The sequence below is a fragment of the Streptomyces sp. NPDC104307 genome (assembly GCF_055584045.1).
Window position 1 is genome coordinate 277,728 of the sequence record NZ_JBVJMU010000002.1, and the last position, 21,922, is coordinate 299,649.

A 21,922-nucleotide genomic window follows, 5' to 3' on the forward strand; every position below is an offset into this window, starting at 1 on the left:
TCGCCGGGTAACCGACGACGGGGTGCCGTGTGGCCCTGATGTGCGGACCCTGTGCGCGCGAAGCCGCTGAAGCGATGATCGTGTCAACGATGCGGATGTGGGGGTTCCGATTTCGGGGTGCACCGGGCTTCAATGCAACGCTCGCCGCTCACCACCGTGCCGCGGCGGGCACGCACCGAGTGATCCGAAAACGTGAGGATTCGATCCATGACGTCGCAGACGACTCTGGCCGGACCGGGCCAACAGCCCGAGGGGCCGGACCGGGCGGGCCCCGGGGACGGGCTCCAGGCCGGTCTCAAGAACCGTCACCTCTCGATGATCGCCATCGGCGGCGTGATCGGCGCGGGCCTCTTCGTGGGGTCGAGCGCGGGCATCGCCGCCGCCGGACCCGCCATCCTGCTGTCGTACGCGCTGGTCGGCCTGATGGTCGTCTTCGTGATGCGGATGCTCGGGGAGATGGCCGCCGCCCGTCCGGCCTCCGGCTCCTTCTCCGCCTACGCCGACCAGGCGCTGGGCCGCTGGGCCGGTTTCTCGATCGGCTGGCTCTACTGGTTCTTCTGGGTCGTGGTGCTCGCCGTCGAGGCCACGGCGGGTGCCAAGATCCTGGAGAACTGGGTTCCGGGCGTCCCGCAGTGGGCCTGGGCGCTGATCGTGATGCTGGTGCTGACCGCGACGAACCTGGTATCGGTCGGCTCGTACGGAGAGTTCGAGTTCTGGTTCGCCGGGATCAAGGTCGTCGCGATCGGCGCCTTCGTGATCGTCGGGCTGCTCGCCGTCTTCGGCGTACTGCCGGGTTCGGACAACGCCGGCTCGGGGCTGGCCCATCTCACCGACACCGGCGGCTTCTTCCCCAAGGGGCCCGGTGCCATCCTCACCGGGGTGCTGATGGTGGTCTTCTCCTTCATGGGCAGCGAGATCGTGACGCTGGCGGCCGGTGAGTCGGAGAACCCGCAGCGCGCCGTCCAGAAGGCCACCAACAGCGTGATCTGGCGGATCGCCGTCTTCTACCTGGGCTCGATCTTCGTCGTGCTGACCCTGCTGCCGTGGAACGACGCCTCGATCATGGAGAAGGGCAGCTACGTCGCCGCACTCGACTCGATCGGCATCCCGCACGCCGGACAGGTGATGGACGTCATCGTGCTGACGGCCGTGCTGTCCTGCCTCAACTCCGGCCTCTACACGGCCTCCCGGATGGCCTTCTCGCTCGGCGGCCGCGGGGACGCCCCGAAGGCGTTCGCCCGGACCAACAAGCGGGGCGTTCCGCAGGCGGCCATCCTGTCCTCCGTCGTCTTCGGCTTCGTCGCCGTCTTCTTCAACTACCAGTGGCCGGACACCGTCTTCGCGTTCCTGCTGAACTCCTCCGGCGCGGTCGCCCTGTTCGTCTGGCTGGTCATCTGCTTCACCCAGCTGCGGATGCGCGGCATCATCCTGCGCGAGTCGCCCGAGAAGCTGGTCGTACGGATGTGGCTCTTCCCGTACCTGACCTGGGCGACCATCGCGATGATCTCGTTCGTGCTGGTCTACATGCTGACCGATGACGCGGGACGCGAGCAGGTGCTGCTCTCGCTGCTGGTCGCGGTCCTGGTGGTGGCCGTCTCGCTGGTGCGCGAGGCGCGCGGGCGCCGCAACGGCACCCCGGCCGGGAAGTCCGCCGGCTGAGCTTCCATACCTGACGGAAACTGTCAGGTATAGCGGGGAGGCTCTCCCTCGTAAGCCATCGAGCGCGTACGCCATCGAGTGCGTAAGCCATCGAGCGAGCGAGTGGAGAGCCTCCGCCATGACTGCCGTCCCGTCCGGTTTCCAGACCGGATTCCCCGTCCGCCCGGACCTCGTCGTCGAGGCCGCCGGGGCGGATGACGTACGTAACGCCGTCGCCCGCGCCGCCTCCGACGGTCTCCGGGTCGCCGTCCACGCCACCGGGCACGGGCTGGCGGGTCCGGTGGAGGGCGGGGTCCTGATCGACACCCGCCGGATGGACTCCGTGACGATCGACCCGGTGCGCCGCACCGCCGCCATCGGGGCCGGCACCACCTGGGGGCAGGTGGTCGAGGCGGCCGCGCCGCACGGGCTGGCCCCGCTGAACGGCTCCGCGCCCGGCGTCGGCGCCGTCTCCTACACGCTGGGCGGCGGTCTCGGCATCCTGGGCCGGGAGTTCGGGTACGCCGCCGACCAGGTGCGCTCGCTCGACGTGGTGACGGGCGACGGGGTGCTCCGCCATGTCACCCAGCAGGACGAGCCGGAGCTGTTCTGGGGGCTGCGCGGCGGCGGGCACCGGCTGGGCGTCGTGACGGGCCTGGAGACCGGGCTCATCCCGGTGGACCGGCTGTACGGCGGCTCGATCGCCTTCGACGGGGACGGCGGGGCGGGCGCGCGGGTGGTCCGGCGCTATGTGGAGTGGGTCCGGACGGTGCCCGACGCGCTGACCTCGTCGGTGGCCGCACTCGTGTACCCCGATGTGCCGCAGCTGCCGGAGGCGGTGCGGGGCCGGTACGTGGTCTCCGTACGCGTGGCGTACACCGGGAGCGCGGCCGGGGGTGAGCGCCTCGTCGCGCCGCTGCGGGCGATCGGGCCCGTGCTCACGGACTCACTGCGGGAGATGCCGTACACCGACAGCCCCACCATTCACAACGACCCGCCGTTCCCGCACGCGTACTACGGGGACGGGCTGATGCTGAGCGGACTGGATGCCGAGCGCGCGGTGCGGGTGCTGGAACTGGCGGGCCGCAAGGCGCCGATGATGACCGTCGTCCAGCTCAACCACCTGGGTGGCGCCCTGGCCACCGCCCCGGCGACGGGAAACGCGGTGCCGTACCGGGGGGCGGGGTTCCTGCTCCGGCTGCTGTCACCGCTGGACGGTACGGACGTGGCCGCCGTCCGGGCCCTGTACGAGGAAGTGGCCGGGGGCCTAGGCCGTGTCCGCGAAGTCTCGCCTGCCCGGCGGCGCCTGGCACGCACTCTCGCCGCACCGGGCGAAGACCCAAGTACGTCCGGTACGGGGGCCTGCGCCCGGCACGCCGAGAGCACGCGCCAGACGCCGCCGGGCCCGCCCTCCGGGCGGACGACGATACTTCGCGGACACGACCTAGCACCGCTCGTCGTGGGCCGGTCGCTGAACTTCTCCTTCGGCGGCGGGGACCGTACGGACGGGTTCCACGACCCCCGGACACGCGAGAGGCTCGCCGGTCTGGTGTCGCGTCACGACCCGGCGAGCCTCTTCGGTGGGGCTTACGGCGTCAGCCGCGACGGCCGATGAGCTTCCAGGACGCGGGCAGCGCGCCCATCGCGAGCGCCGCCTTCAGCGCGTCGCCGAGCAGGAACGGCGTCAGGCCGGCCGCGATCGCGGCGCTCGCCGACATGCCGGTGGACAGCGCCAGGTAGGGCACGCCGACCGAGTAGATGATGGCCGAGCCGAGCACCATGGTGCCCGCGGTCCGCAGCACCGAGCGGTCGCCGCCGCGGCGGGCCAGGCCGCCCACCACGGTCGCGGCGAGCAGCATGCCGAGCACGTAGCCGAACGAGGCACCGCCCGGACCCGAGCTGCCGGCCGAGAACCACGGCATGCCCGCCATGCCGACGAGCGCGTACACGGCGAGCGCGAGGAAGCCGCGGCGGGCCCCGAGCGCGGTGCCGACGAGGAGTGCGGCGAAAGTCTGGCCGGTGACGGGGACCGGCGAACCGGGGACCGGCACGGCGATCTGCGCGGCTATCCCGGTGAGCGCGGCGCCGCCGAGCACCAGGGCGGTGTCCACGGCGTAGCGGTGCCGGGCGGCGGGCAGCAGGTCGGCGAGGACCGCTCCGGTACGGACGGGGGCGGCGGCAGCAGTACTCATCGGGACTCCGCGTGGTGAGGGCAGGTGGGTGGAGGGCTGAAGCCTGACGCTATCCGACGGAGCAGCGCTCGATCACCATCAGCGGCCCACAAAGCGGCGGTTGAGGCGTTGGTGGGATTCACACAAAGCGCGGCACACAATCACCCCTGGACGTGATGCTCATCACGGAGGTCGGAGCGGATCAACTGCTCGTCGGCGGGGAGGTGCGAGGCGATCCGACTGTCGACTCCCTCTAAACAGCGGACCCGTGACGGAGCCTCGGCACCGGGCCGCTCCCCGCTGTGCGGTGCACACCCTGTGTGAGCATGGTGCCCGTATAGCGGACTTCCGTTCCGCCTGAGCGGGGCGCGCGTCCAGACTGGTTACCCGTCCCCCGTCTCACCGATTACCCGTCCCCCGTCTCACCGACCGAACAGAGTTCGTCCATGCCCCGGACCACCGTGCCTCCCCCCACCGGCACCCCGGCCGCCGCTTCCGGCCACGGGACCGACTCGGCCCTCACCCACGGGCTCAAACAGCGCCATCTGTCGATGATCGCCCTCGGCGGCGTCATCGGCGCCGGGCTGTTCGTCGGCTCCGGCGCGGGTATCGCCGCGGCCGGCCCCTCGATCGTCATCGCCTACGCCTGCTCCGGGCTGCTGGTCATGCTCGTGATGCGGATGCTCGGCGAGATGTCGGCGGCCAATCCGGCGTCCGGCTCCTTCTCCGTGCACGCCGAGCGGGCGATCGGCCCGTGGGCGGGGTTCACGGCGGGCTGGGCGTTCTGGGTGCTGCTCTGCGTCGCCGTCGGCCTCGAAGGGATCGGTGCGGCGAAGATCGTCACCGGCTGGCTGCCCGGAACGCCGGAATGGGCCTGGGTGGCGCTGTTCATGGTGGTGTTCCTGGGGACGAACCTGGCCTCTGTGACGAAGTTCGGCGAGTTCGAGTTCTGGTTCGCCGCGCTCAAGGTCGTCGCGATCACGCTGTTCCTGGTGCTGGGCGTGCTGGCGATCCTGGGCGTGCTTCCGGACACGGACGCGCCGGGCACGGCCAACCTCAGCGGCGAGGGCGGCTTCCTGCCGAACGGCTCGGAGGGGCTGGTCATCGGGCTGCTCGCCTCCGTCTTCGCGTACGGCGGTCTGGAGACCGTCACGATCGCCGCGGCCGAGTCGGAGAACCCGGTGCGGGGCGTCGCGAAGGCCGTGCGGACGGCGATGTGGCGGATCGCGCTCTTCTACGTCGGCTCGATGGCGGTCATCGTCACGCTGGTCCCGTGGGACGACCCGAAGGTCGTCTCGGTCGGGCCCTTCTACGCGGCTCTGGACCACCTCGGCATCAGCGGCGCCGCGGAGATCATGAACGTGGTCATCCTGGTGGCGCTGCTCTCCGCGATGAACGCCAACATCTACGGCGCCTCGCGCATGGCCTGCTCGCTGGTGGCCCGGGGGCAGGGGCCGAAGCGGCTCGGCCGGATCTCGTCCGGTGTGCCGCGCGGCGCGGTGCTGGTCTCCTCCGTGTTCGGTTTCCTGTGCGTGCTGCTGAGCTACTGGCGGCCCGACGACGTCTTCCCCTGGCTGCTCAACATGACCGGGGCGGTGATCCTGGTCGTCTGGATCTTCATCGCCGTCTCCCAGCTGATCCTGCGCACCCGGCTGGAGCGCGAGGAGCCGCAGAAGCTGGTGGTCCGGATGTGGCTGTTCCCGGGCCTCACGGTCGCGGCCCTGCTCGCCATGGCCGGCATCTTCGTGCTGATGCTCCGCCAGCCCGACACCCGCGACCAGCTGCTGGCGACGGGCGCGCTGACGGCGGTCCTGATCGTCATCGGGGTCGTACGCCAGCGGCGGTCGGTGGGCACGGCCGGCTGAGAGGCCCTTCGGCACCCGCCGCGCCGGGCCGGCGGGGTCAGTCGGTGATGCGAACGGCCAGGACCGCCACGTCGTCGCGATGGGGGGTGTCCTGGGCCTCCCGGGACAACGTCTCAAGCAGCAGGGACAGGCGGCGGTCCCCGTGCCGGGACACGGTGGCCGCCGCCTGCTCGACCCGTGCGTCGATGTCGCTGTCCCGGCGTTCCACCAGGCCGTCGGTGTACAGGACGAGCACACTGCCCGGGGGCAGCTCGTACGCGTGGTCGTGGCGGCCCTGCCCGCTGAGGGAGCCGAGCAGGAGCAGATCGTGTTCCCGCAGGGTCTCCACGTGGCCGTCGGGCAGGCGCAGCAGCGGCGGCGGGTGGCCGGCGTTGGACCAGGTCAGCCGCCAGTGGCCGGCTCCCGGGTCCAGTCGGGCGTGCACGGCGGTGCCGCCGGGCCCCAGCGGCAGCACGGCGAAGGTGTGGTCGACAGCCGCCAGCGCGGCGGCGGGCGAGTGGCCGGGGTGTCCGAGGGTGGCCTGGCGAAGCATGCTGCGGACCTGGCCCATCACCGCGGCGGCGGCCATGTCGTGCCCGATGACGTCTCCGATCGACAGCATCAGTCCACCCGGTCCGCCGTCCGGGCCGGGTGGCAGCCGGTAGGCGTCGTACCAGTCGCCGCCCACCATGTCCTGGTCGGCGGCGGGCAGATACAGGGCGGCGATCTCCAGTCCCGGCACGGCGGGCAGCTCGGTGAGCATGGCGGCCTGGAGCTGCTCGGCGGCGCTGAGCCGGTTCTCGACGAACAGGGTGCGCTCCACCGCCTGCCCGGCGTACCCGGCGACCGCGGTGAGGACCGCGCGCTCGGTCACGCCGAGGACGTGGGGATCGGCCCAGCACCACAGCAGTACCCCCCGCGCGTCGGCCAGCGGCACGCACAGCGTGGACTGGAGCGACATCGAGTCGTACCCGGCGACGGCCTCGGGAGTGTAGTCGGCGACCAGGGCCGCCCGGTCGGGGACGAAGATGGTCCGCTGCTCCGCCATCGCCCGCAGGCTGGGAAATCCGCGGCCTCCCTCGAAGCGTTCGAGCGTGCTCTCCACGGGCTGTACGCACTCCGGGTCGACCACCCGTCGCAGCCCCCGGCCGTCGGCGAGAAGCAGCCCCACGAACGGCGGCTGGGCCGGGCCCTCGAACAGCCCGCGCAGCCGGCGCAGGATGTCGGTCAGGTCGTGCGCGTGGGCCAGTTCGACCGAGGCGCGCAGCAGCAGGTCGGCGAGGTCGCGATCGCGCTGGATCTGCTGGCCGGCGATGCGCAGCCGCAACTCCACGGAGCAGGCGGCGGTGAGGTCGTCGAGGTCGCGGAGCTCGGCCTCCGTCCATTCGCGGGACCGGTGGTCGATGGCGCACAGCGACCCCAGGACCTGGCCGTCGGCGTCGGTCAGCGGCATCCCCGCGTAGGCGATCACCTGGAGGTCGGGGATGGCCAGGCTGGTACAGGTGAGCGGGTACTGCCGTGAGTCGGCGAGGATCAGGGGTTCGCCGCTGGCGACGACGTGCTGACAGAAGGAGTGGGTCAGCGGGGTCTGCCGCCGCGCCGCCCAGGGCTCATCGAGACCGACCATGCCAGGGAAGACCTGCCGATCGGCCTCCAGCAGCGACACGAGCGCGACCGGTACGCGCAGGAACCGGGCGACCAGCCCCGCGAACCTGTCCATACCGGGGTCGGCCGCCGCCGTCAGCCCGGCCAGTCGCAGCGCCTCCAGCCTGCCCAGTTCGCTGGTCAAGGACTCGGCCCTCCGTCGGTCGGTCACGGAACACGGGGTGCACAAAAACCACCTACCGGAGAATATTAGGACGAAAGATGCGGCGCCGTATCCCGACGTCGGCCGAGCGGCCCCGCCCACGCCACTCCCCCACACCCGGCCCCTGACTCCCCTCCGGGCGTGCGGCGGGACTTTGCGGACACGCCCTCGGACCCGAGACCTGGTCCGAAGGGCTGATCACCCCTCAGCCACTCCTGCTGTTAGCCTGCTCTTGCATATAGGTTGCAATAACAACAGGACAGCAGCTGGAGGATTCGCACCATGGCCACGTACACGCTCCCGGAACTCCCGTACGACTACGCGGCGCTCGAACCGGTCATCAATCCGCAGATCGTCGAGCTCCACCACGACAAGCACCACGCCGCGTACGTGAAGGGCGCGAACGACACCCTGGAGCAGCTGGAGGAGGCGCGCGACAAGGAGGCCTGGGGAGCGATCAACGGGCTCCAGAAGAACCTCGCGTTCCACCTCTCCGGCCACATCCTGCACTCGATCTACTGGCACAACATGACCGGCGACGGCGGCGGCGAGCCCCTCGCGGCGGACGGTGTCGGCGGCCTCGCGGACGCGATCACCGAGTCCTTCGGCTCCTTCGCGGGCTTCAAGTCCCAGCTGACGAAGGCCGCGGCCACCACGCAGGGCTCCGGCTGGGGCGTCCTCGCGTACGAGCCGGTCAGCGGCAAGCTGATCGTCGAGCAGGTCTACGACCACCAGGGCAACGTGGGCCAGGGCTCGGTCCCGGTCCTCGTCTTCGACGCCTGGGAGCACGCCTTCTACCTGCAGTACAAGAACCAGAAGGTCGACTTCATCGAGGCGATGTGGCGCGTCGTCAACTGGCAGGACGTGGCGAAGCGGTACGCGGCCGCCAAGGAGCGCGCGGACGTACTGCTGCTCGCCCCCTGACGGGGACCGGAGCACACCCCGAACGTCCTGCCTCGTGATCGTCTTCTCAACCTTCACCCGGCAGGCGGATGAACGAAGGGCCCCCGCGAGGACATGACTCGCGGGGGCCCTTCCATGTCCGTGGCGCGGGCGGCGGCTACTCGGTGACCAGGGCCATCAGCAGCCCGTCGTACCCCTTGGTGCCGACGGTCTGGAGCGCGGTCGCGGTCAGGGTCGGCTCGGCCGCGACGAGTTCGGTGAACCGGCGCACGCCCAGCACCTTCGGGTCCTCGCTCCCGGCGTCGGCCACCTCTCCGTCGCGCACCACGTTGTCGGCGACGATCAGGCTGCCCGGCCGGGTCAGCTTCAGCGACCAGGCCAGGTAGTCGGGGTTGCTCGGCTTGTCGGCGTCGATGAACACGACGTCGAACGGCCCGTACCCCTGGTCCGCGAGGAGCGGCAGCGTGTCGAGGGCCGGGCCCACCCGGACCTCCACGACCTCCGCCAGGCCGGCGCGCTCGATGTTCCGGCGCGCCACCTCTGCGCACTCCGGATCGGCTTCGAGCGTGACGACACTGCCGCCCTCGGGAAGCGCACGCGCCAGCCAGATAGTGCTGTACCCGCCCAGGGTGCCGATCTCCAGCACCGTGCGCGCCCCCTGGAGCCGGGCCAGCAGGTTCAGCAGCTTGCCCTGGTTGGCCGCGACCTGGATCGCCGGCAGCCCGGCCTTCTCGCTGGCCTCGACGGCCGCGTCCAGCGCCTCGTCCGGACCCAGCAGCAGAGCGTTGAAGTAGTCGTCGACCTCTGCCCACCGCGCCTGCGTCATGACGTGTTCCTCTCTCGGCACCACTCAAGTTCCCAAAAGGAACTTACATCATGCCGGGTGAATGGGATGATGGTGGCCTCAGCGTTTCCCTGGAGAGGACGTCATGACGATCACCGTGCGAGAGCTGGTGCACTACCCGGTCAAGGGCTGCGCGGGGACCGCCACCGACTCCGTGCGGGTCGTCGGGACGGGCCTGGCACACGACCGGACCTTCATGGTGGTGGACGCGGAAGAGGGCGCGTTCCGCAGCCAGCGCACGCACCCGGCGATGGCCGCGATCAAGGTCACCGTCCTGCGGTCCGGGGCGGTGCTCGCGCTCTCCGCGGAAGGCGTCGAGCCCCTGCTGCTGGAGGTCGACGTGGACGGCCCGCGCCGCGACGTCAGCATGTTCGACCGCCCCCTCGGCGCGGCCGTCGACCAGGGCGACACGGTCGCGGAATGGTTCTCCGAGGTGCTGGGAGCCAAGTCGCGCCTGGTGCGGGCGGTCCCCGGCTTCGACCGGGACGGCTGGGGCGAAACCCCCGGCAAGCTCAACTTCGCGGACGCGCACGCGGTGCTGGTCACCTCGACCGCCTCGCTGGACGACCTGAACGCCCGGATCGCCGCACGGGGCGACGCCGACGCCGTGCCGATGGACCGGTTCCGCCCCAACATCGTCCTGACCGGCAAGGACGAACCGCACTTCGAGGACCGGGTGCGCCGGATGACCCTGGGCTCCGTCGAACTCGCCCACTCGGTACGGGCGACGCGCTGCAGCGTCCCGCTCGTCGACCAGCTCACCGGCGTGCGCAAGGGGCCCGAACCGGTCCGGACCCTGGCGACGTACCGGCGCGAGGCGCAGTACGGGAACCGGGTCAGCTTCGGTGTGAAGAACGCGGTGGTCTGCGAGGGCGTGGTGAGCGTGGGCGACCCGGTCACCGTCCACAGCCTGGTCACCCCGTAGGCCGTGTCCGCGAAGTCCCGGGCCCCGCTCCCCCGCCCGGCGCACCGAAAACCAGCTGACCCGGCCGCGCGGGTCGCCTATCGTCGGCGTCATTTGCCGGTACGGAGCCACGGCCCGGCACCGGTCCTGGACTATGACGTGGAGGATGACGGTGCGCTACCGCGAACTGGGACGCAGTGGAACGCGGATATCCGAGATCGGCTACGGCGCCTGGGGCATCGGTGAGTCCAGCTGGGTGGGCGCGACGGAGAACGAATCCCTCCGCGCACTCCACCGGGCCGTCGACCTCGGCGTGAACTTCATCGACACGGCGCGCGGCTACGGCGAGAGCGAGCGCATCGTCGGACAGATGGTGCGGGAGCGGTCCGGGGACGAGGTACTGGTCGCGACCAAGGTGCCGCCGGAGAACGGGGTGTGGCCCCCGGCCGACGGCACGGACCCGGCGCGGGCGTTCTCGGGCAAGCACATCCGCGCGACCCTGGAGACGAGCCTGCGCGCCTCTGGGCTCGACCACTTCGACCTGCTCCAGTTCCACGTCTGGCACGACGAGTGGGTGGGGCGCGGCGACTGGCTGGAGACGGTCACCGAGCTGAAGCGCGAGGGGAAGATCCGGCTGTTCGGGGTCTCCGTCAACGACCACCGGCCCGAGAGCGCGCTCGCGCTGGTCCGCAGCGGTGCGGTGGACAGCGTGCAGGTCATCTACAACGTGTTCGACCAGTCACCGGCCGACGAACTGCTGCCCGCCTGCCAGGAGCACGGTGTCGGGGTCATCGTCCGGGTCGCCCTGGACGAGGGCGGGCTGACCGGCCGGATCACCGCGGGCACGACGTTCCCCGAGGGCGACTGGCGCAACCGCTACTTCCGGGACGACCGCCCGGCCCAGGTCGAGCACCGGGTGGCGGCGATCGTCGCGGACCTGGGCATCGGGCCGGACGCCGTCGCGGAGCACGCGCTGCGGTTCGTACTGAGTTCGCCCGCGGTCTCCACCGTCATCCCCGGGATGCGCAGCGTGCGCAACGTGGAGCGCAACACCGCGCTGAGCGACGGGCGTTCCCTCACCGAGGCCCAGCTCGCCGTGCTGGCCGAGCACCGGTGGCAGCGGGACTTCTACGCCTGAGCCGCGCCGGGCTCAGAGGAGTCCCGGAGGTCCTGGGTAGGGTCCTGGCCCATGGCGATACGGAAGCGGTACACGTCCCGGCTCCTGCTGACGGATGAGCGCGACCGGCTGCTGTTGCTGTGCGGCCGCGATCCACGCCGGGTGGGGGCGCGTTGGTGGTTCACGGTCGGCGGCGGGGTGGAGGCCGGTGAGGACTACCTGGCGGCGGCGCTGCGCGAGGTCCGCGAGGAGACCGCGCTGGAGCTGGCCGCCGCCCGGCTGGGCCCGGTCGTCTGGACCCGGCAGATCCGGTTCGGGGTGGACGGCCGGCACTTCGACCAGTACGAGGAGTACCGCCCGGTCCGGGTCACGGCCGCCGAGGTGTCGGGGATGCGGGTGGCGACCGACGAGGGCTCGTACGGCCATCACTGGTGGACCGTGGACGAGCTGCGCACCACCTCGGAGACCGTCCATCCGACGGGGATGGGCGGACTGCTTCCCCCGGTGCTCACCGGGGGAAGCGGCCCGCCCGTGCACCTGGGTGACTTCGACGTGGACGAGGAGCGCGACGGCGGCCGCAGCTGTCCTTCGACGGGCTGCCGCCCAACCTGAACGAGAGTTCGATTCCGCGGCAGGAGGTCAGCGTGACGCGAGTGTGAACTCCAGCAGCGGCAGCTCGCGGCCCGGGATCGATCCGGAGGGCGTCGCGCCGACGCGCACCGCGCCCATCGCCCGGTAGAACGGCTCGGCGTTCGGATCCGCGTCGATCGTGAAGCGGGCGAACCCGAGCCTGCGGGCCTCGGTGACGACGTGCCCGAAGAGCAGCCGGCCCACTCCGCGCCCGACCGCGTCCGGCTCGGCGAACATCATGCCGAGCACTCCGGTGGGCGGCGCTCCTTCCAGGGTGGTGAAGCCGAGGACCCGGCCGTCCTCCTCCGCGACCGAGGTCCGGCGGGGGCCGATGCCGTCGGGTTCCATGGTGAGTTCGGCGCGGCAGGCGGCGAGGAACTCCTCGTCGTATCCCCAGTACGCCTTGGAGCGCAGGGCGAGTTCGGTCAGTTCGGCGGCCTCTGAGGGGCGTGCGGGCCGTACCTTCATCCGGATCTCCGTCTCGCTCGGTGGGCCGGGTGCGGGCCCCGCGGCGCACGGGGCCCGCACCCTCGCGGTCAGGAGAAGTCGGGCCCGGCGGTCCGGGTCCGCTTGATCTCGTAGAAGCCGGGGATCGACGCGACGAGCAGCGTGCCGTCCCACAGCTTCGCCGCGTCCTCGCCCTTGGGGGCCGGGGTGACGACCGGGCCGAAGAATGCGACCTGCTCGCCGTCCGCGCCGGGCACGGCGATGACGGGGGTGCCGACGTCCTGGCCGACCTTGTCGATGCCCTCCTGGTGTGAGGCGCGCAGCTCGGTGTCGTAGGCGTCCGAGTCGGCGTACTCCGCGAGCTCGACGGGCAGGCCGACGTCCTCCAGCGCGCCCACGATCGCCTCGCGGGTCGGGCCCTCGCCCTGGTTGTGGAAGCGGGTGCCCAGCGCCGTGTAGAGCGGGCCGACGATGTCGTCGCCGTGCTTCTGCTGGGCGGCGATCACCACCCGGACGGGGCCCCAGGCCTTGTTCTCCAGGAGGTCGCGGTACTCCTCGGGCAGCTCGTCCAGCCGGGGCTCGTTGAGTACGGCCAGGCTCATCACGTGCCAGCGGACCTCGACGTCGCGGACCTTCTCCACCTCAAGCATCCAGCGGGAGGTCATCCAGGCCCAGGGGCAGAGCGGGTCGAACCAGAAATCGGCGGGGATCTTGCGGGTTGCCGTGCTGTTCTCAGACATGTCTCTCCTCAGGCGGACCGATCTCCATCTGTGCGCGAGAACACCGAGGGACGCTCCGGCCATTCCCGCATGCCCGGCCGGGAAGCGGCATGGGAGGATCAAAGTATTCGAACGTGACACAAAGGAGTGTGCCCGTGCCCGGTGAAAACCTGTCCCGCGACGAGGCCCGCGAGCGGGCCGAGCTGCTGACCGTCGACGGTTACGACGTCGAGCTCGACGTCCGGTCCGCCCTCGGTGAGCCCGACGGGGACGGCGGCCCGGAGTCCGGTCCGCGGACGTTCCGCTCGCTGACCACGATCCGGTTCCGCGCGGCGCGCGGCGGTGCGTCGACCTTCGCGGACCTGATCGCGCCGTCCGTGACCTCGGTGACGCTGGACGGCACGGCACTGGACCCGGCGGCCGTCTTCGACGGGACGCGGGTGGCGCTGGCGGATCTGGCGGAGGGCGAGCACGTCCTGGTGGTGGACGCGCGGTGCGCGTACAGCCGCACCGGTGAGGGCATGCACCGCTTCGTCGACCCGGAGGACGGCGAGGTCTACCTGTACACGCAGTACGAGCCGGCGGACGCGCGGCGCGTCTTCGCCAACTTCGAGCAGCCCGATCTGAAGGCCCCCTACCGCTTCCGGGTGACGGCGCCCGAGGCGTGGACGGTGTGGAGCAACGGCGCCGAGGAGTCCCGGGACGGCGGGGTGTGGCGGTTCGCCGAGACGAAGCCCATCTCCACGTACATCACGGCGGTCGTGGCCGGTCCGTACCACTACGTGACCGACTCCTACAGCCGGACGTTCGAGAACGGGACGAAGCTGGAGATCCCGCTCGGCGCGCTGTGCCGCAAGGGACTGGCCAAGCACTTCGACGCCGACGACGTCTTCCTGATCACCAAGCAGGGCCTGGACTTCTTCCACGACAACTTCGACTACCCGTACCCGTTCGGGAAGTACGACCAGGCGTTCGTGCCCGAGTACAACCTCGGCGCGATGGAGAACCCGGGCTGTGTCACGTTCCGCGAGGAGTACATCTTCCGGGGGAAGGTGACGAAGGCGGCGTACGAGGGCCGGGCCAACGTCATCCTGCACGAGATGGCGCACATGTGGTTCGGTGACCTCGTCACCATGCAGTGGTGGGACGACCTGTGGCTCAAGGAGTCGTTCGCGGACTTCATGGGCGTGTTCGCGATGGTGGAGTCGACCCGGTTCGAGGACGGCTGGATCACCTTCGCCAACAACCGCAAGTCCTGGGCCTACCGCGCCGACCAGCTGCCGTCCACCCACCCGATCACGGCCGACATCCGTGACCTGGAGGACGCCAAGCTCAACTTCGACGGCATCACCTACGCCAAGGGCGCCTCCGTGCTCAAGCAGCTGGTGGCGTACGTGGGACGGGACGCGTTCCTGGAGGGCGCCCGGCGCTACTTCAAGAAGCACGCGTACGGCAACACCCAGCTGGGCGACCTGCTCTCCGTGCTGGCCGAGACGTCCGGGCGGGACATGACCGGCTGGTCGCGCGCCTGGCTCCAGACGGCGGGCGTCAACTCGCTGACCCCGCTGGTGACGTACGACGCCTCGGACCGGATCACCGAACTGGCGGTCCTCCAGGAGGCGGCCGAATCGCACCCGGAACTGCGCCCGCACCGGGTCGCGGTCGGCCTGTACCGGCGCGACACCGAGGGCGGCCTGGTGCGTTACGCACGGGCCGAGGCGGACGTGGCGGGGCCGCGCACGGTGATCGAGGAGCTGGCCGGGGCCGAGCGGCCCGAGCTGATCCTGGTCAACGACGACGACCTGACGTACTGCAAGGTCCGCTTCGACGAGGTGTCGCTGACCACGCTGCGCTCGCACCTCGGTGACATCACGGACCCGCTCGCGCGGGCGCTGTGCTGGTCCGCGCTGTGGAACATGACCCGGGACGGGCTGATGCCGGCCCGCGACTTCGTCTCGCTGGTGCTGGACTTCTCCGGCCGGGAGACGGACATCGGTGTGCTGCAGATGCTGCACGCCTGGACCCGGACCGCGCTGGTGCACTACGCGGCGCCCGACTGGCGCGAGGAGGGCGGCCGGGCGCTGTCCGAGGGCGCGCTGCGCGAGCTGCGGCTCGCGGCGCCGGGCAGCGAGCACCAGCTGGCCTGGGCCCGGTTCTTCGCGGCGGTCGCCGCCTCGAAGCCGGACTTCCAGCTGCTCTCTGGGCTGCTCGACGGCACGGCCCGGATCGACGGACTCGATGTCGACCAGGAGCTGCGGTGGGCGTTCCTGTCCCCGCTGGCCTCGCACGGACTGGCCGACGAGTCGGTGATCGGCGCCGAGCTGGCCCGCGACGACACCGCGTCCGGCAAGCGCCACCAGGTGCGCTGCCTGGCCTCGCGCCCTTCGGCCGCCGTCAAGGCGCAGGCCTGGGCGGGCGTCGTGGAGTCGGACGCGCTGTCCAACGCGCTGGTGGAGGCCACGATCCTGGGCTTCGCGCAGTCGTCGCAGCGGGAGCTGCTGGCGCCGTACGCGGCCAAGTACTTCGAGGTCATCGAGCGGGTGTGGGCCGAGCGGTCGATCCAGATCGGGATGGCCGTGGTGAAGGGCCTGTTCCCGGCGCTCCAGGGCGACGCCTCCACCCTTGCGGCGGCGGACGCCTGGCTCTCCGCGCACCCGGACGCGGCGCCCGCGCTGCGGCGGCTGGTGCTGGAGGCCCGCGACGACCTCGACCGGGGGCTGCGCGCGCAGGCGTGTGACGGCGGAGCGGTCTGAGCCGGTAGCGGCCTGTCCGGTCCGTCCGGCGTGAGGCCCTTGCCGTGGTGCCCGGCACCTCGGCGAGGGTTCCGTCCTCAAACGCCGGACGGGCTGGGGTTCGCCGGGTGCGGGCCAGTTGAGAGCAGCGGACTCATAATCCGTCGGCCGTGGGTTGGGCGCGGCGTGCGCGCCGGGCGCTCGGTGGTGGTGGCGCACTCCCCCTGGAGGGGCCGCAATCCCTGGCGGTACGGGCCTTTTCGGTTGTCGAACGTCCGTACTTTAGGACGGCGTTGTCCTGGAATGTCGACGGACCTGTAACAGGGGTTACGGCCCCGGCGGCGCGCGGGATACCCCGGAGCATGACCCAGAACACCCCGTCCTCTCCCTGCCACCTCCGCATCACCTCCGATGTACGGCAACACGTGCTGTCCGCAGCCCAGTTGAAGGCACGGGGCATCTCCGCCGCACAGGCCACCGGACAGTGCCGGACCGGCGGTCCGTGGCAGCAGCCGCTGCCCGGTGTCTATGTGCTGCACCCGGGGCCGCTCAGCGGCCGGGAGCGGCTGCGGTCCGCCCTGCTGTACGCGGGACGCCCGCCGGTCTCCGGCCGGCGGTCCGCGCCGGCGCGGACCGGTGGCACCGATCCCGCGTACGGCGAGGCGATGGTCACCGGGCTCGCCGCGCTGTCGCTGCACGGGTTCGCCGCCGCGCCGCCCGCCGTCTCGCTGGACCGGATCGACGTGCTGGTGCCCCGGGCCCGCCGGCTGCGCTCCGTGCGGTACGCGCATCTCGTGCGGACGCCGGAACTGCCGGAGCCCGAGGTGCTGGAGGGGCTGCCGGTGGCGCCGGTGGCCCGCGCGCTGGCCGACGCCGTCGCCGGGATCGGCGACGCCTTCGCGGTGCGCCGGCTGCTCACAGAGGCGGTCCGCGACGGTCACTGCGAACCGGCCGTCGTCGTGGGCGAGCTGAACCGGGCCAAGGTGCTGGACCGCCCCCAGGTGGTGAACGCGGTGGACTCGCTGCTCGCGGAGGGCCGGGCGCTGGCGGAGGACCGGCTGTACGGCCTGGTGCGGGGGTACGAGCTGCCGGAGCCCCTGTGGAACGTGGACCTGCGGCTGCCCGGCGGCCCGCACCTGGGCGGGGTCGACGCCTACTGGCCCGAGGAGGCGGTCGCCCTCGAACTGGACACCAGAGCCCCTCGGTACGGCCGGCTCGACGACGACCGCCGGCAGGAGGAGCACGAGGCGGAGTGGTCCGCGTACGCCGACCGGCGCGAGCACCTGGAGCGACTGGGGGTCACCGTCGTCCACCTCTCCCCCCGGAAGCTGCGCGAGGCGCCGGAGCAGCAGGCGGTCGTGGTGCGGACGGCGCTGATGGCGGCGGCCGCGCGGGAGCCGGCCGCGTATGTGGTGATCCTGCCCCGGTGAGCCGCCCCGCGGCCTCCCGGGCGCCACGTATCCACCTTTTCGTCCCACCTGGCACTTCGGTACCAGTGGCGGGATTCCGCCATGTACACAACTCGCCCACCCCAAGTCTCCACAAACCCCTGTCATTTACGAAAGGGTGAGCGGTCATCCGGTACCGATTTCCGGACTCTCTCTTTCACATACAGGGATGCTGATGACCTCCGAATCCCCCGGTTACATACCCGGCGCGAGACGCGTGGCCCGAGTCGCGGCCGCCGCCGGTCTGGTGGCCGCACTGGCCGCCACCGGCGTCGCCCCCGTCTTCGCCGCCGACGACCCGGCCACCGCTCCCGTCAAGGCCGCCACCGGCGACGCCTCTGCGGACAAGCTCGGCACGGCCGACGCCGATGTGCTCGCCAAGGCGCGGGCCAAGGGCGAGAAGAACATCACGATGATGGTCGCCACCGCACCCGGTGCGACCGAGCAGGTCAGCAAGCAGCTGGGCGCCGTCAAGGGCTCCGTGCTGGGGCGTGCGTACGACAAGCTCGGCTACGTACGGGCGACCGTGCCGACCGCGAGCGCGGAGGCCACCATCAAGGCGGCCTCGAAGCTGACCTCCGTCCACGGCATCGATCTCAAGCAGGAGATCATGCTGGACGACCCGACCCCCACGGCCGACCGGGCGACCGGCAGCAAGGCCAAGGCGAAGTCGACGGGCAGCTACGCGGCGCCGAACAAGAAGACCCCGGCGAAGAACCCGTACAACCCGTCGTTCGAGACGGGTGCGGTCGACTTCGTCAAGCAGAACCCGAAGGCCGACGGCCGGGGCATCACCATCGGTGTGCTGGACGCGGGCGTCGACCTCGGTCACCCCGCGCTCCAGAAGACCAGCACCGGCGAGCGCAAGATCACCGACTGGGTGACGGCCACCGACCCGGTCAGTGACGGCGACGGCACCTGGCTGCGGATGACGGACGCCGTGTCCGGCCCGACCTTCACCTACAAGGGCCGCACCTACTCCGCGCCCAAGGGCAAGTACCGGATCAGCCTGTTCGCGGAGGCCGCCACCAAGGGCGGCGACATGGCGGGCGACCTGAACCGCGACGGCGACACCACCGATGTGTGGGCCGTGCTGTACGACCCGGTCACCGGCACCACCCGGGTGGACCTGAACAACAACGCGGACTTCCGCGACGACACCGTCATGAAGCCGTACAAGGAGAAGCACCAGGTCTCCTACTTCGGCAAGGACAACCCGCGCACCGACGTCGTCGAGCGCATCCCGTTCGTCGTGGAGAACCGCAAGGGCGTCGTCTACAACGCCGCCGGGGACACCTCCGACTACGTCTCCATCGGGGTCATCGAGTCCGAGCACGGCACGCACGTCGCGGGCATCACCGCCGCGAACGGCCTGTTCGGCGGCAAGATGAACGGTGCCGCGCCCGGCGCGAAGATCGTCTCCTCGCGCGCCTGCACCTGGGACGGCGGCTGCACCAACATCGCGCTCACCGAGGGCATGATCGACCTCGTCGTGAACCGCGGTGTCGATGTCGTCAACATGTCGATCGGCGGCCTGCCGCCGCTGAACGACGGCAACAACGCCCGCTCCGAGCTGTACAAGCGGCTCGTCGACATCTACGGCGTCCAGCTGGTCATCTCGGCCGGCAACGACGGTCCGGGCGTCAACACCATCGGTGACCCGGGCCTGGCCGACCACGTCATCTCGGTCGGCGCGTCCATCTCCAAGGAGACCTGGGCCGCGAACTACGGCTCGGCCGTCACCAAGAAGTACGACATGCTGCCCTTCTCCTCGCGCGGTCCGCGTGAGGACGGCGGCTTCACGCCGACGCTGACGGCGCCCGGTGCGTCGATCAACTCGACGCAGACCTGGCTGCCCGGCTCCCCGGTCGCCGAGGCGGGCTACTCCCTCCCGGCCGGTTACTCGATGCTCCAGGGCACCTCGATGGCCTCGCCGCAGGCCGCCGGCGCCACCGCGCTGCTGCTGTCCGCCGCGAAGCAGAAGCACATCGAGCTGCCTCCGGCCGATCTGCGCACCGCGCTGACCAGCACCGCCACCCAGATCAAGGGAGTGCCCGCGCACGCCCAGGGTGCCGGTCTGATCGACATCATCGACGCCTGGAAGCAGATCAAGAAGCAGGGTGCCCCGGCGCACGAGTACACCGTCAGGGCCCCGGTCGACACCGCGATCGACTTCGCGCTGAAGGACCCGGGCTTCGGCACCGGTCTGTACGACCGCGAGGGCGGCCTCAAGGCCGGTCAGAAGAAGTCGTACGACGTCACGGTCACCCGCACCACGGGCCCGGACAAGAAGGTCGAGCACAAGCTGTCCTGGAAGTACAACGACGGCACCTTCTCGCTGCTCGGCTCCAAGAAGGTCTCGCTGCCGCTCGGCAAGCCGGTGACGGTCAAGGTCCAGGCGAAGCCGGGCAGCGCGGGCGTGCACAGCGCGATCCTCCAGGTCGACGACGCGAAGACCTCCGGCGTCGACCAGCAGATCCTGGCCACCGTCGTCGTCTCCAAGAAGCTGACGAAGCCGGGCTACGCGTACAAGGCGTCCGGCTCGGTGCAGCGCAACGGCACCACGTCGTACTTCGTGACCGTGCCGGAGGGCGCCAAGACCCTTGAGGTCGCGATGAGCGCCCTGCGCTCGGGCAGCCAGACCCGCTTCATCTCCATCCACCCGTACGGGGTCGCGGTGGAGGACAGCGGGACGCCGTTCTGCTACCCGAACTACGAGAACCCGGCCAACACCTGCCGCCCCGACGTGCGCTCGTACCCGGACCCGCAGGCCGGCGTCTGGGAGATCGAGGTCGAGGCCCGTCGTACGTCGCCGCTGCTGGACAACCCGTACAAGCTGGATGTCTCGCTGCTCGGCGCCTCCTTCGACCCGGCGGTGCAGACCATCCCCGAGGCGAAGATCGGCACCCCGGCCACGGTGGACTGGACGGTCACCAACAACGCGGGCGCCCTGGAGGGCAAGCTCAAGGGCGGCTCGCTGGGCTCGGCCGCAGTCGACCGCCCGTCGATCTCCACGGGCGACGAGAAGACCACCACGGTCACCATCGGTGAAGGTGTCGAGAAGCTCGACATCGCCATCGGGAACACCGCGGACGCCAACGCCGACCTCGACCTGTACGTCTACCGGGGCTCCGCCCAGGTGGGCGCCTCCACCACGGCCGGCTCCGAGGAGTCGGTCAGCCTGGTGAAGCCGGCCGCCGGCACGTACACGGTCGTCGTCGACGGCTACGACGTCCCGGCCGGCACCACCGAGTACGACTACCGCGACGTGTACTACTCGCCGTCGCTCGGCACCCTCTCCGTCGACGAGTCGAAGGCGGTCAACCTGGCCGCCGGCGCGTCGGCGCAGGTCAGCGCCGAGGTCGCGGTCGCCGGAGCGGCCCCCGAGGGCCGGCAGTTCTTCGGTGAGGTCCAGCTGGTGAACGCCCGGGGCACCGCGGCGGGCACCGGCAGCGTCGTGATCGAGAAGGTCACGCCGTAACGGCATCGGGCTGAACATGTGATCCGTACGACAGTGGGGCGGGCGCTCAACGGGCGCCCGCCCCACCGCGCTGTGCGCGCCTGTCCGCTCCCCGTCCGCCAACCGGACAATGGATTGGACAAGGAAGCCATGGACATACGCATGATGGAGCGGCAACCGTGCCGCTCGTACGCGTGAAGGAGTTCCTGTGAAGGTCGGAATCGTCGGCGCCACCGGTCAGGTCGGCACAGTCATGCGCAGGATCCTGGCCGAGCGGAAGTTCCCGGCCGACGAGCTGCGGCTGTTCGCCTCCGCGCGCTCCGCGGGCTCCACGATCGAGTGGGAGGGCCGGAGCATCACCGTCGAGGACGCCTCCACCGCCGACTACACCGGCCTGGACATCGTGCTGTTCTCGGCCGGCGGCGCGACGTCGAAGGCGCTCGCCGAGAAGGTGGCCGCCCAAGGCGCCGTAGTGATCGACAACTCCTCCGCCTGGCGCAAGGACCCGCAGGTCCCGCTGGTCGTCTCCGAGGTCAACCCGCACGCGATCGCGGACCGCCCCAAGGGCATCATCGCCAACCCGAACTGCACCACGATGGCCGCCATGCCGGTGCTGCGCCCGCTGCACGACGAGGCCGGCCTTGAGGCGCTGACCGTCGCCACCTACCAGGCGGTCTCCGGCTCCGGTCTGGCCGGCGTGGCCGAGCTGCACGGCCAGGTCTCCAAGGTCGTCGCGGAGGCCGACAAGCTCACCCACGACGGCGGCGCCGTCGACTTCCCCGAGCCGGACATCTACAAGCGTCCGATCGCCTTCAACGTGCTGCCGCTGGCCGGCGCGATCGTCGACGACGGCTCCTTCGAGACGGACGAGGAGCAGAAGCTCCGCAACGAGTCCCGCAAGATCCTGGAGATCCCCGAGCTCAAGGTGTCCGGCACCTGTGTCCGGGTGCCGGTCTTCTCCGGCCACTCGCTCCAGGTCAACGCCCGGTTCGCGCGGCCGATCGGCGTGGAGCGCGCGTACGAGCTGCTCGCGGCCGCCCCGGGCGTCGAGATCTCGGAGATCCCCACGCCGCTGCAGGCCGCCGGGCAGGACGCGTCGTTCGTCGGGCGCATCCGGGCCGACGAGACCGTGGAGCACGGTCTCGCACTCTTCGTCTCCAACGACAACCTGCGCAAGGGCGCGGCGCTGAACGCGGTCCAGATCGCGGAGCTGGTGGCGGCGGAGCTCGCTGGCTGACCGCACCAAGCCCGTCCGGCG

Annotated in this window: 16 protein-coding genes; 11 read left to right on the forward strand and 5 right to left on the reverse strand. The window is 71.0% G+C overall.

Annotated elements, in window-relative coordinates; translation table 11 throughout:
• The first annotated feature begins 207 nt into the window (after positions 1-207).
• Positions 208-1,659 carry an amino acid permease gene (locus ACZ601_RS07915; RefSeq protein ID WP_440577071.1) on the forward strand — a complete coding sequence of 484 codons (1,452 nt, stop codon included), beginning with the start codon at positions 208-210 and terminating at the stop codon, positions 1,657-1,659.
• Between the two features lie 118 nt (positions 1,660-1,777).
• Positions 1,778-3,253 (forward strand): FAD-binding oxidoreductase, encoded by a 1,476-nt coding sequence (locus ACZ601_RS07920; RefSeq protein ID WP_469534406.1) that lies wholly within the window; start codon positions 1,778-1,780, stop codon positions 3,251-3,253.
• On the opposite strand, the gene ACZ601_RS07925 is transcribed toward ACZ601_RS07920, so the two are convergent.
• The gene (locus ACZ601_RS07925) at positions 3,234-3,830 is read right to left on the reverse strand and encodes a biotin transporter BioY (RefSeq protein WP_073739014.1); all 597 of its coding nucleotides are present in this window, start codon (positions 3,828-3,830) and stop codon (positions 3,234-3,236) included. The genes ACZ601_RS07920 and ACZ601_RS07925 overlap by 20 nt on opposite strands.
• A 425-nt stretch (positions 3,831-4,255) precedes the next feature.
• Here ACZ601_RS07925 and ACZ601_RS07930 point away from each other — a divergent pair, with 425 nt between their 5' ends.
• Complete coding sequence (locus ACZ601_RS07930; RefSeq protein WP_440577069.1) at positions 4,256-5,674, forward strand: amino acid permease; 1,419 nt, start codon at positions 4,256-4,258, stop codon at positions 5,672-5,674.
• A gap of 37 nt (positions 5,675-5,711) precedes the next feature.
• On the opposite strand, the gene ACZ601_RS07935 is transcribed toward ACZ601_RS07930, so the two are convergent.
• Complete coding sequence (locus ACZ601_RS07935) at positions 5,712-7,373, reverse strand: GAF domain-containing SpoIIE family protein phosphatase (protein ID WP_469535265.1); 1,662 nt, start codon at positions 7,371-7,373, stop codon at positions 5,712-5,714.
• A 369-nt stretch (positions 7,374-7,742) separates the two neighbouring features.
• Here ACZ601_RS07935 and ACZ601_RS07940 point away from each other — a divergent pair, with 369 nt between their 5' ends.
• Positions 7,743-8,384 carry a superoxide dismutase gene (locus ACZ601_RS07940; protein ID WP_024492596.1) on the forward strand — a complete coding sequence of 214 codons (642 nt, stop codon included), beginning with the start codon at positions 7,743-7,745 and terminating at the stop codon, positions 8,382-8,384.
• 136 nt (positions 8,385-8,520) lie between these two features.
• On the opposite strand, the gene ACZ601_RS07945 is transcribed toward ACZ601_RS07940, so the two are convergent.
• Positions 8,521-9,189, reverse strand: a complete 669-nt coding sequence (locus ACZ601_RS07945; RefSeq protein WP_440577068.1) for an O-methyltransferase — start codon at positions 9,187-9,189, stop codon at positions 8,521-8,523.
• Positions 9,190-9,292: 103 nt separating this feature from the next.
• Here ACZ601_RS07945 and ACZ601_RS07950 point away from each other — a divergent pair, with 103 nt between their 5' ends.
• The 3 genes from ACZ601_RS07950 (at position 9,293) to ACZ601_RS07960 (ending at position 11,840) form a co-directional block, all read left to right on the forward strand.
• Positions 9,293-10,132, forward strand: a complete 840-nt coding sequence (locus ACZ601_RS07950) for an MOSC domain-containing protein (RefSeq protein WP_469534415.1) — start codon at positions 9,293-9,295, stop codon at positions 10,130-10,132.
• A 151-nt stretch (positions 10,133-10,283) separates the two neighbouring features.
• A complete protein-coding gene (locus tag ACZ601_RS07955) occupies positions 10,284-11,249 on the forward strand; it encodes an aldo/keto reductase (RefSeq protein ID WP_469535268.1) in 966 nt (321 codons plus the stop codon).
• A 51-nt stretch (positions 11,250-11,300) separates the two neighbouring features.
• Positions 11,301-11,840, forward strand: coding sequence for an NUDIX hydrolase (locus ACZ601_RS07960; RefSeq protein ID WP_469534418.1), 540 nt, complete (start codon positions 11,301-11,303; stop codon positions 11,838-11,840).
• A gap of 27 nt (positions 11,841-11,867) precedes the next feature.
• Here the strand turns inward: ACZ601_RS07960 and ACZ601_RS07965 are convergent, their stop codons facing one another.
• Entirely contained in the window at positions 11,868-12,326 is a 459-nt protein-coding gene (locus tag ACZ601_RS07965) for a GNAT family N-acetyltransferase (protein WP_469534420.1), read from the reverse strand.
• A gap of 68 nt (positions 12,327-12,394) precedes the next feature.
• Positions 12,395-13,045, reverse strand: coding sequence for a mycothiol-dependent nitroreductase Rv2466c family protein (locus ACZ601_RS07970; protein WP_469534425.1), 651 nt, complete (start codon positions 13,043-13,045; stop codon positions 12,395-12,397).
• A gap of 134 nt (positions 13,046-13,179) precedes the next feature.
• Here ACZ601_RS07970 and pepN point away from each other — a divergent pair, with 134 nt between their 5' ends.
• From pepN to ACZ601_RS07990, 4 genes are all read left to right on the forward strand, one after another.
• Complete coding sequence (gene pepN / locus ACZ601_RS07975; RefSeq protein ID WP_469534428.1) at positions 13,180-15,777, forward strand: aminopeptidase N; 2,598 nt, start codon at positions 13,180-13,182, stop codon at positions 15,775-15,777.
• A 341-nt stretch (positions 15,778-16,118) separates the two neighbouring features.
• Entirely contained in the window at positions 16,119-17,186 is a 1,068-nt protein-coding gene (locus tag ACZ601_RS07980; protein ID WP_469534431.1) for a hypothetical protein, read from the forward strand.
• Between the two features lie 187 nt (positions 17,187-17,373).
• Positions 17,374-20,685: a S8 family serine peptidase gene (locus ACZ601_RS07985; protein ID WP_469534434.1), complete on the forward strand. Its 3,312-nt coding sequence runs from the start codon at positions 17,374-17,376 to the stop codon at positions 20,683-20,685.
• Positions 20,686-20,872: 187 nt separating this feature from the next.
• Entirely contained in the window at positions 20,873-21,901 is a 1,029-nt protein-coding gene (locus ACZ601_RS07990; RefSeq protein WP_440577936.1) for an aspartate-semialdehyde dehydrogenase, read from the forward strand.
• Positions 21,902-21,922: the final 21 nt, after the last annotated feature.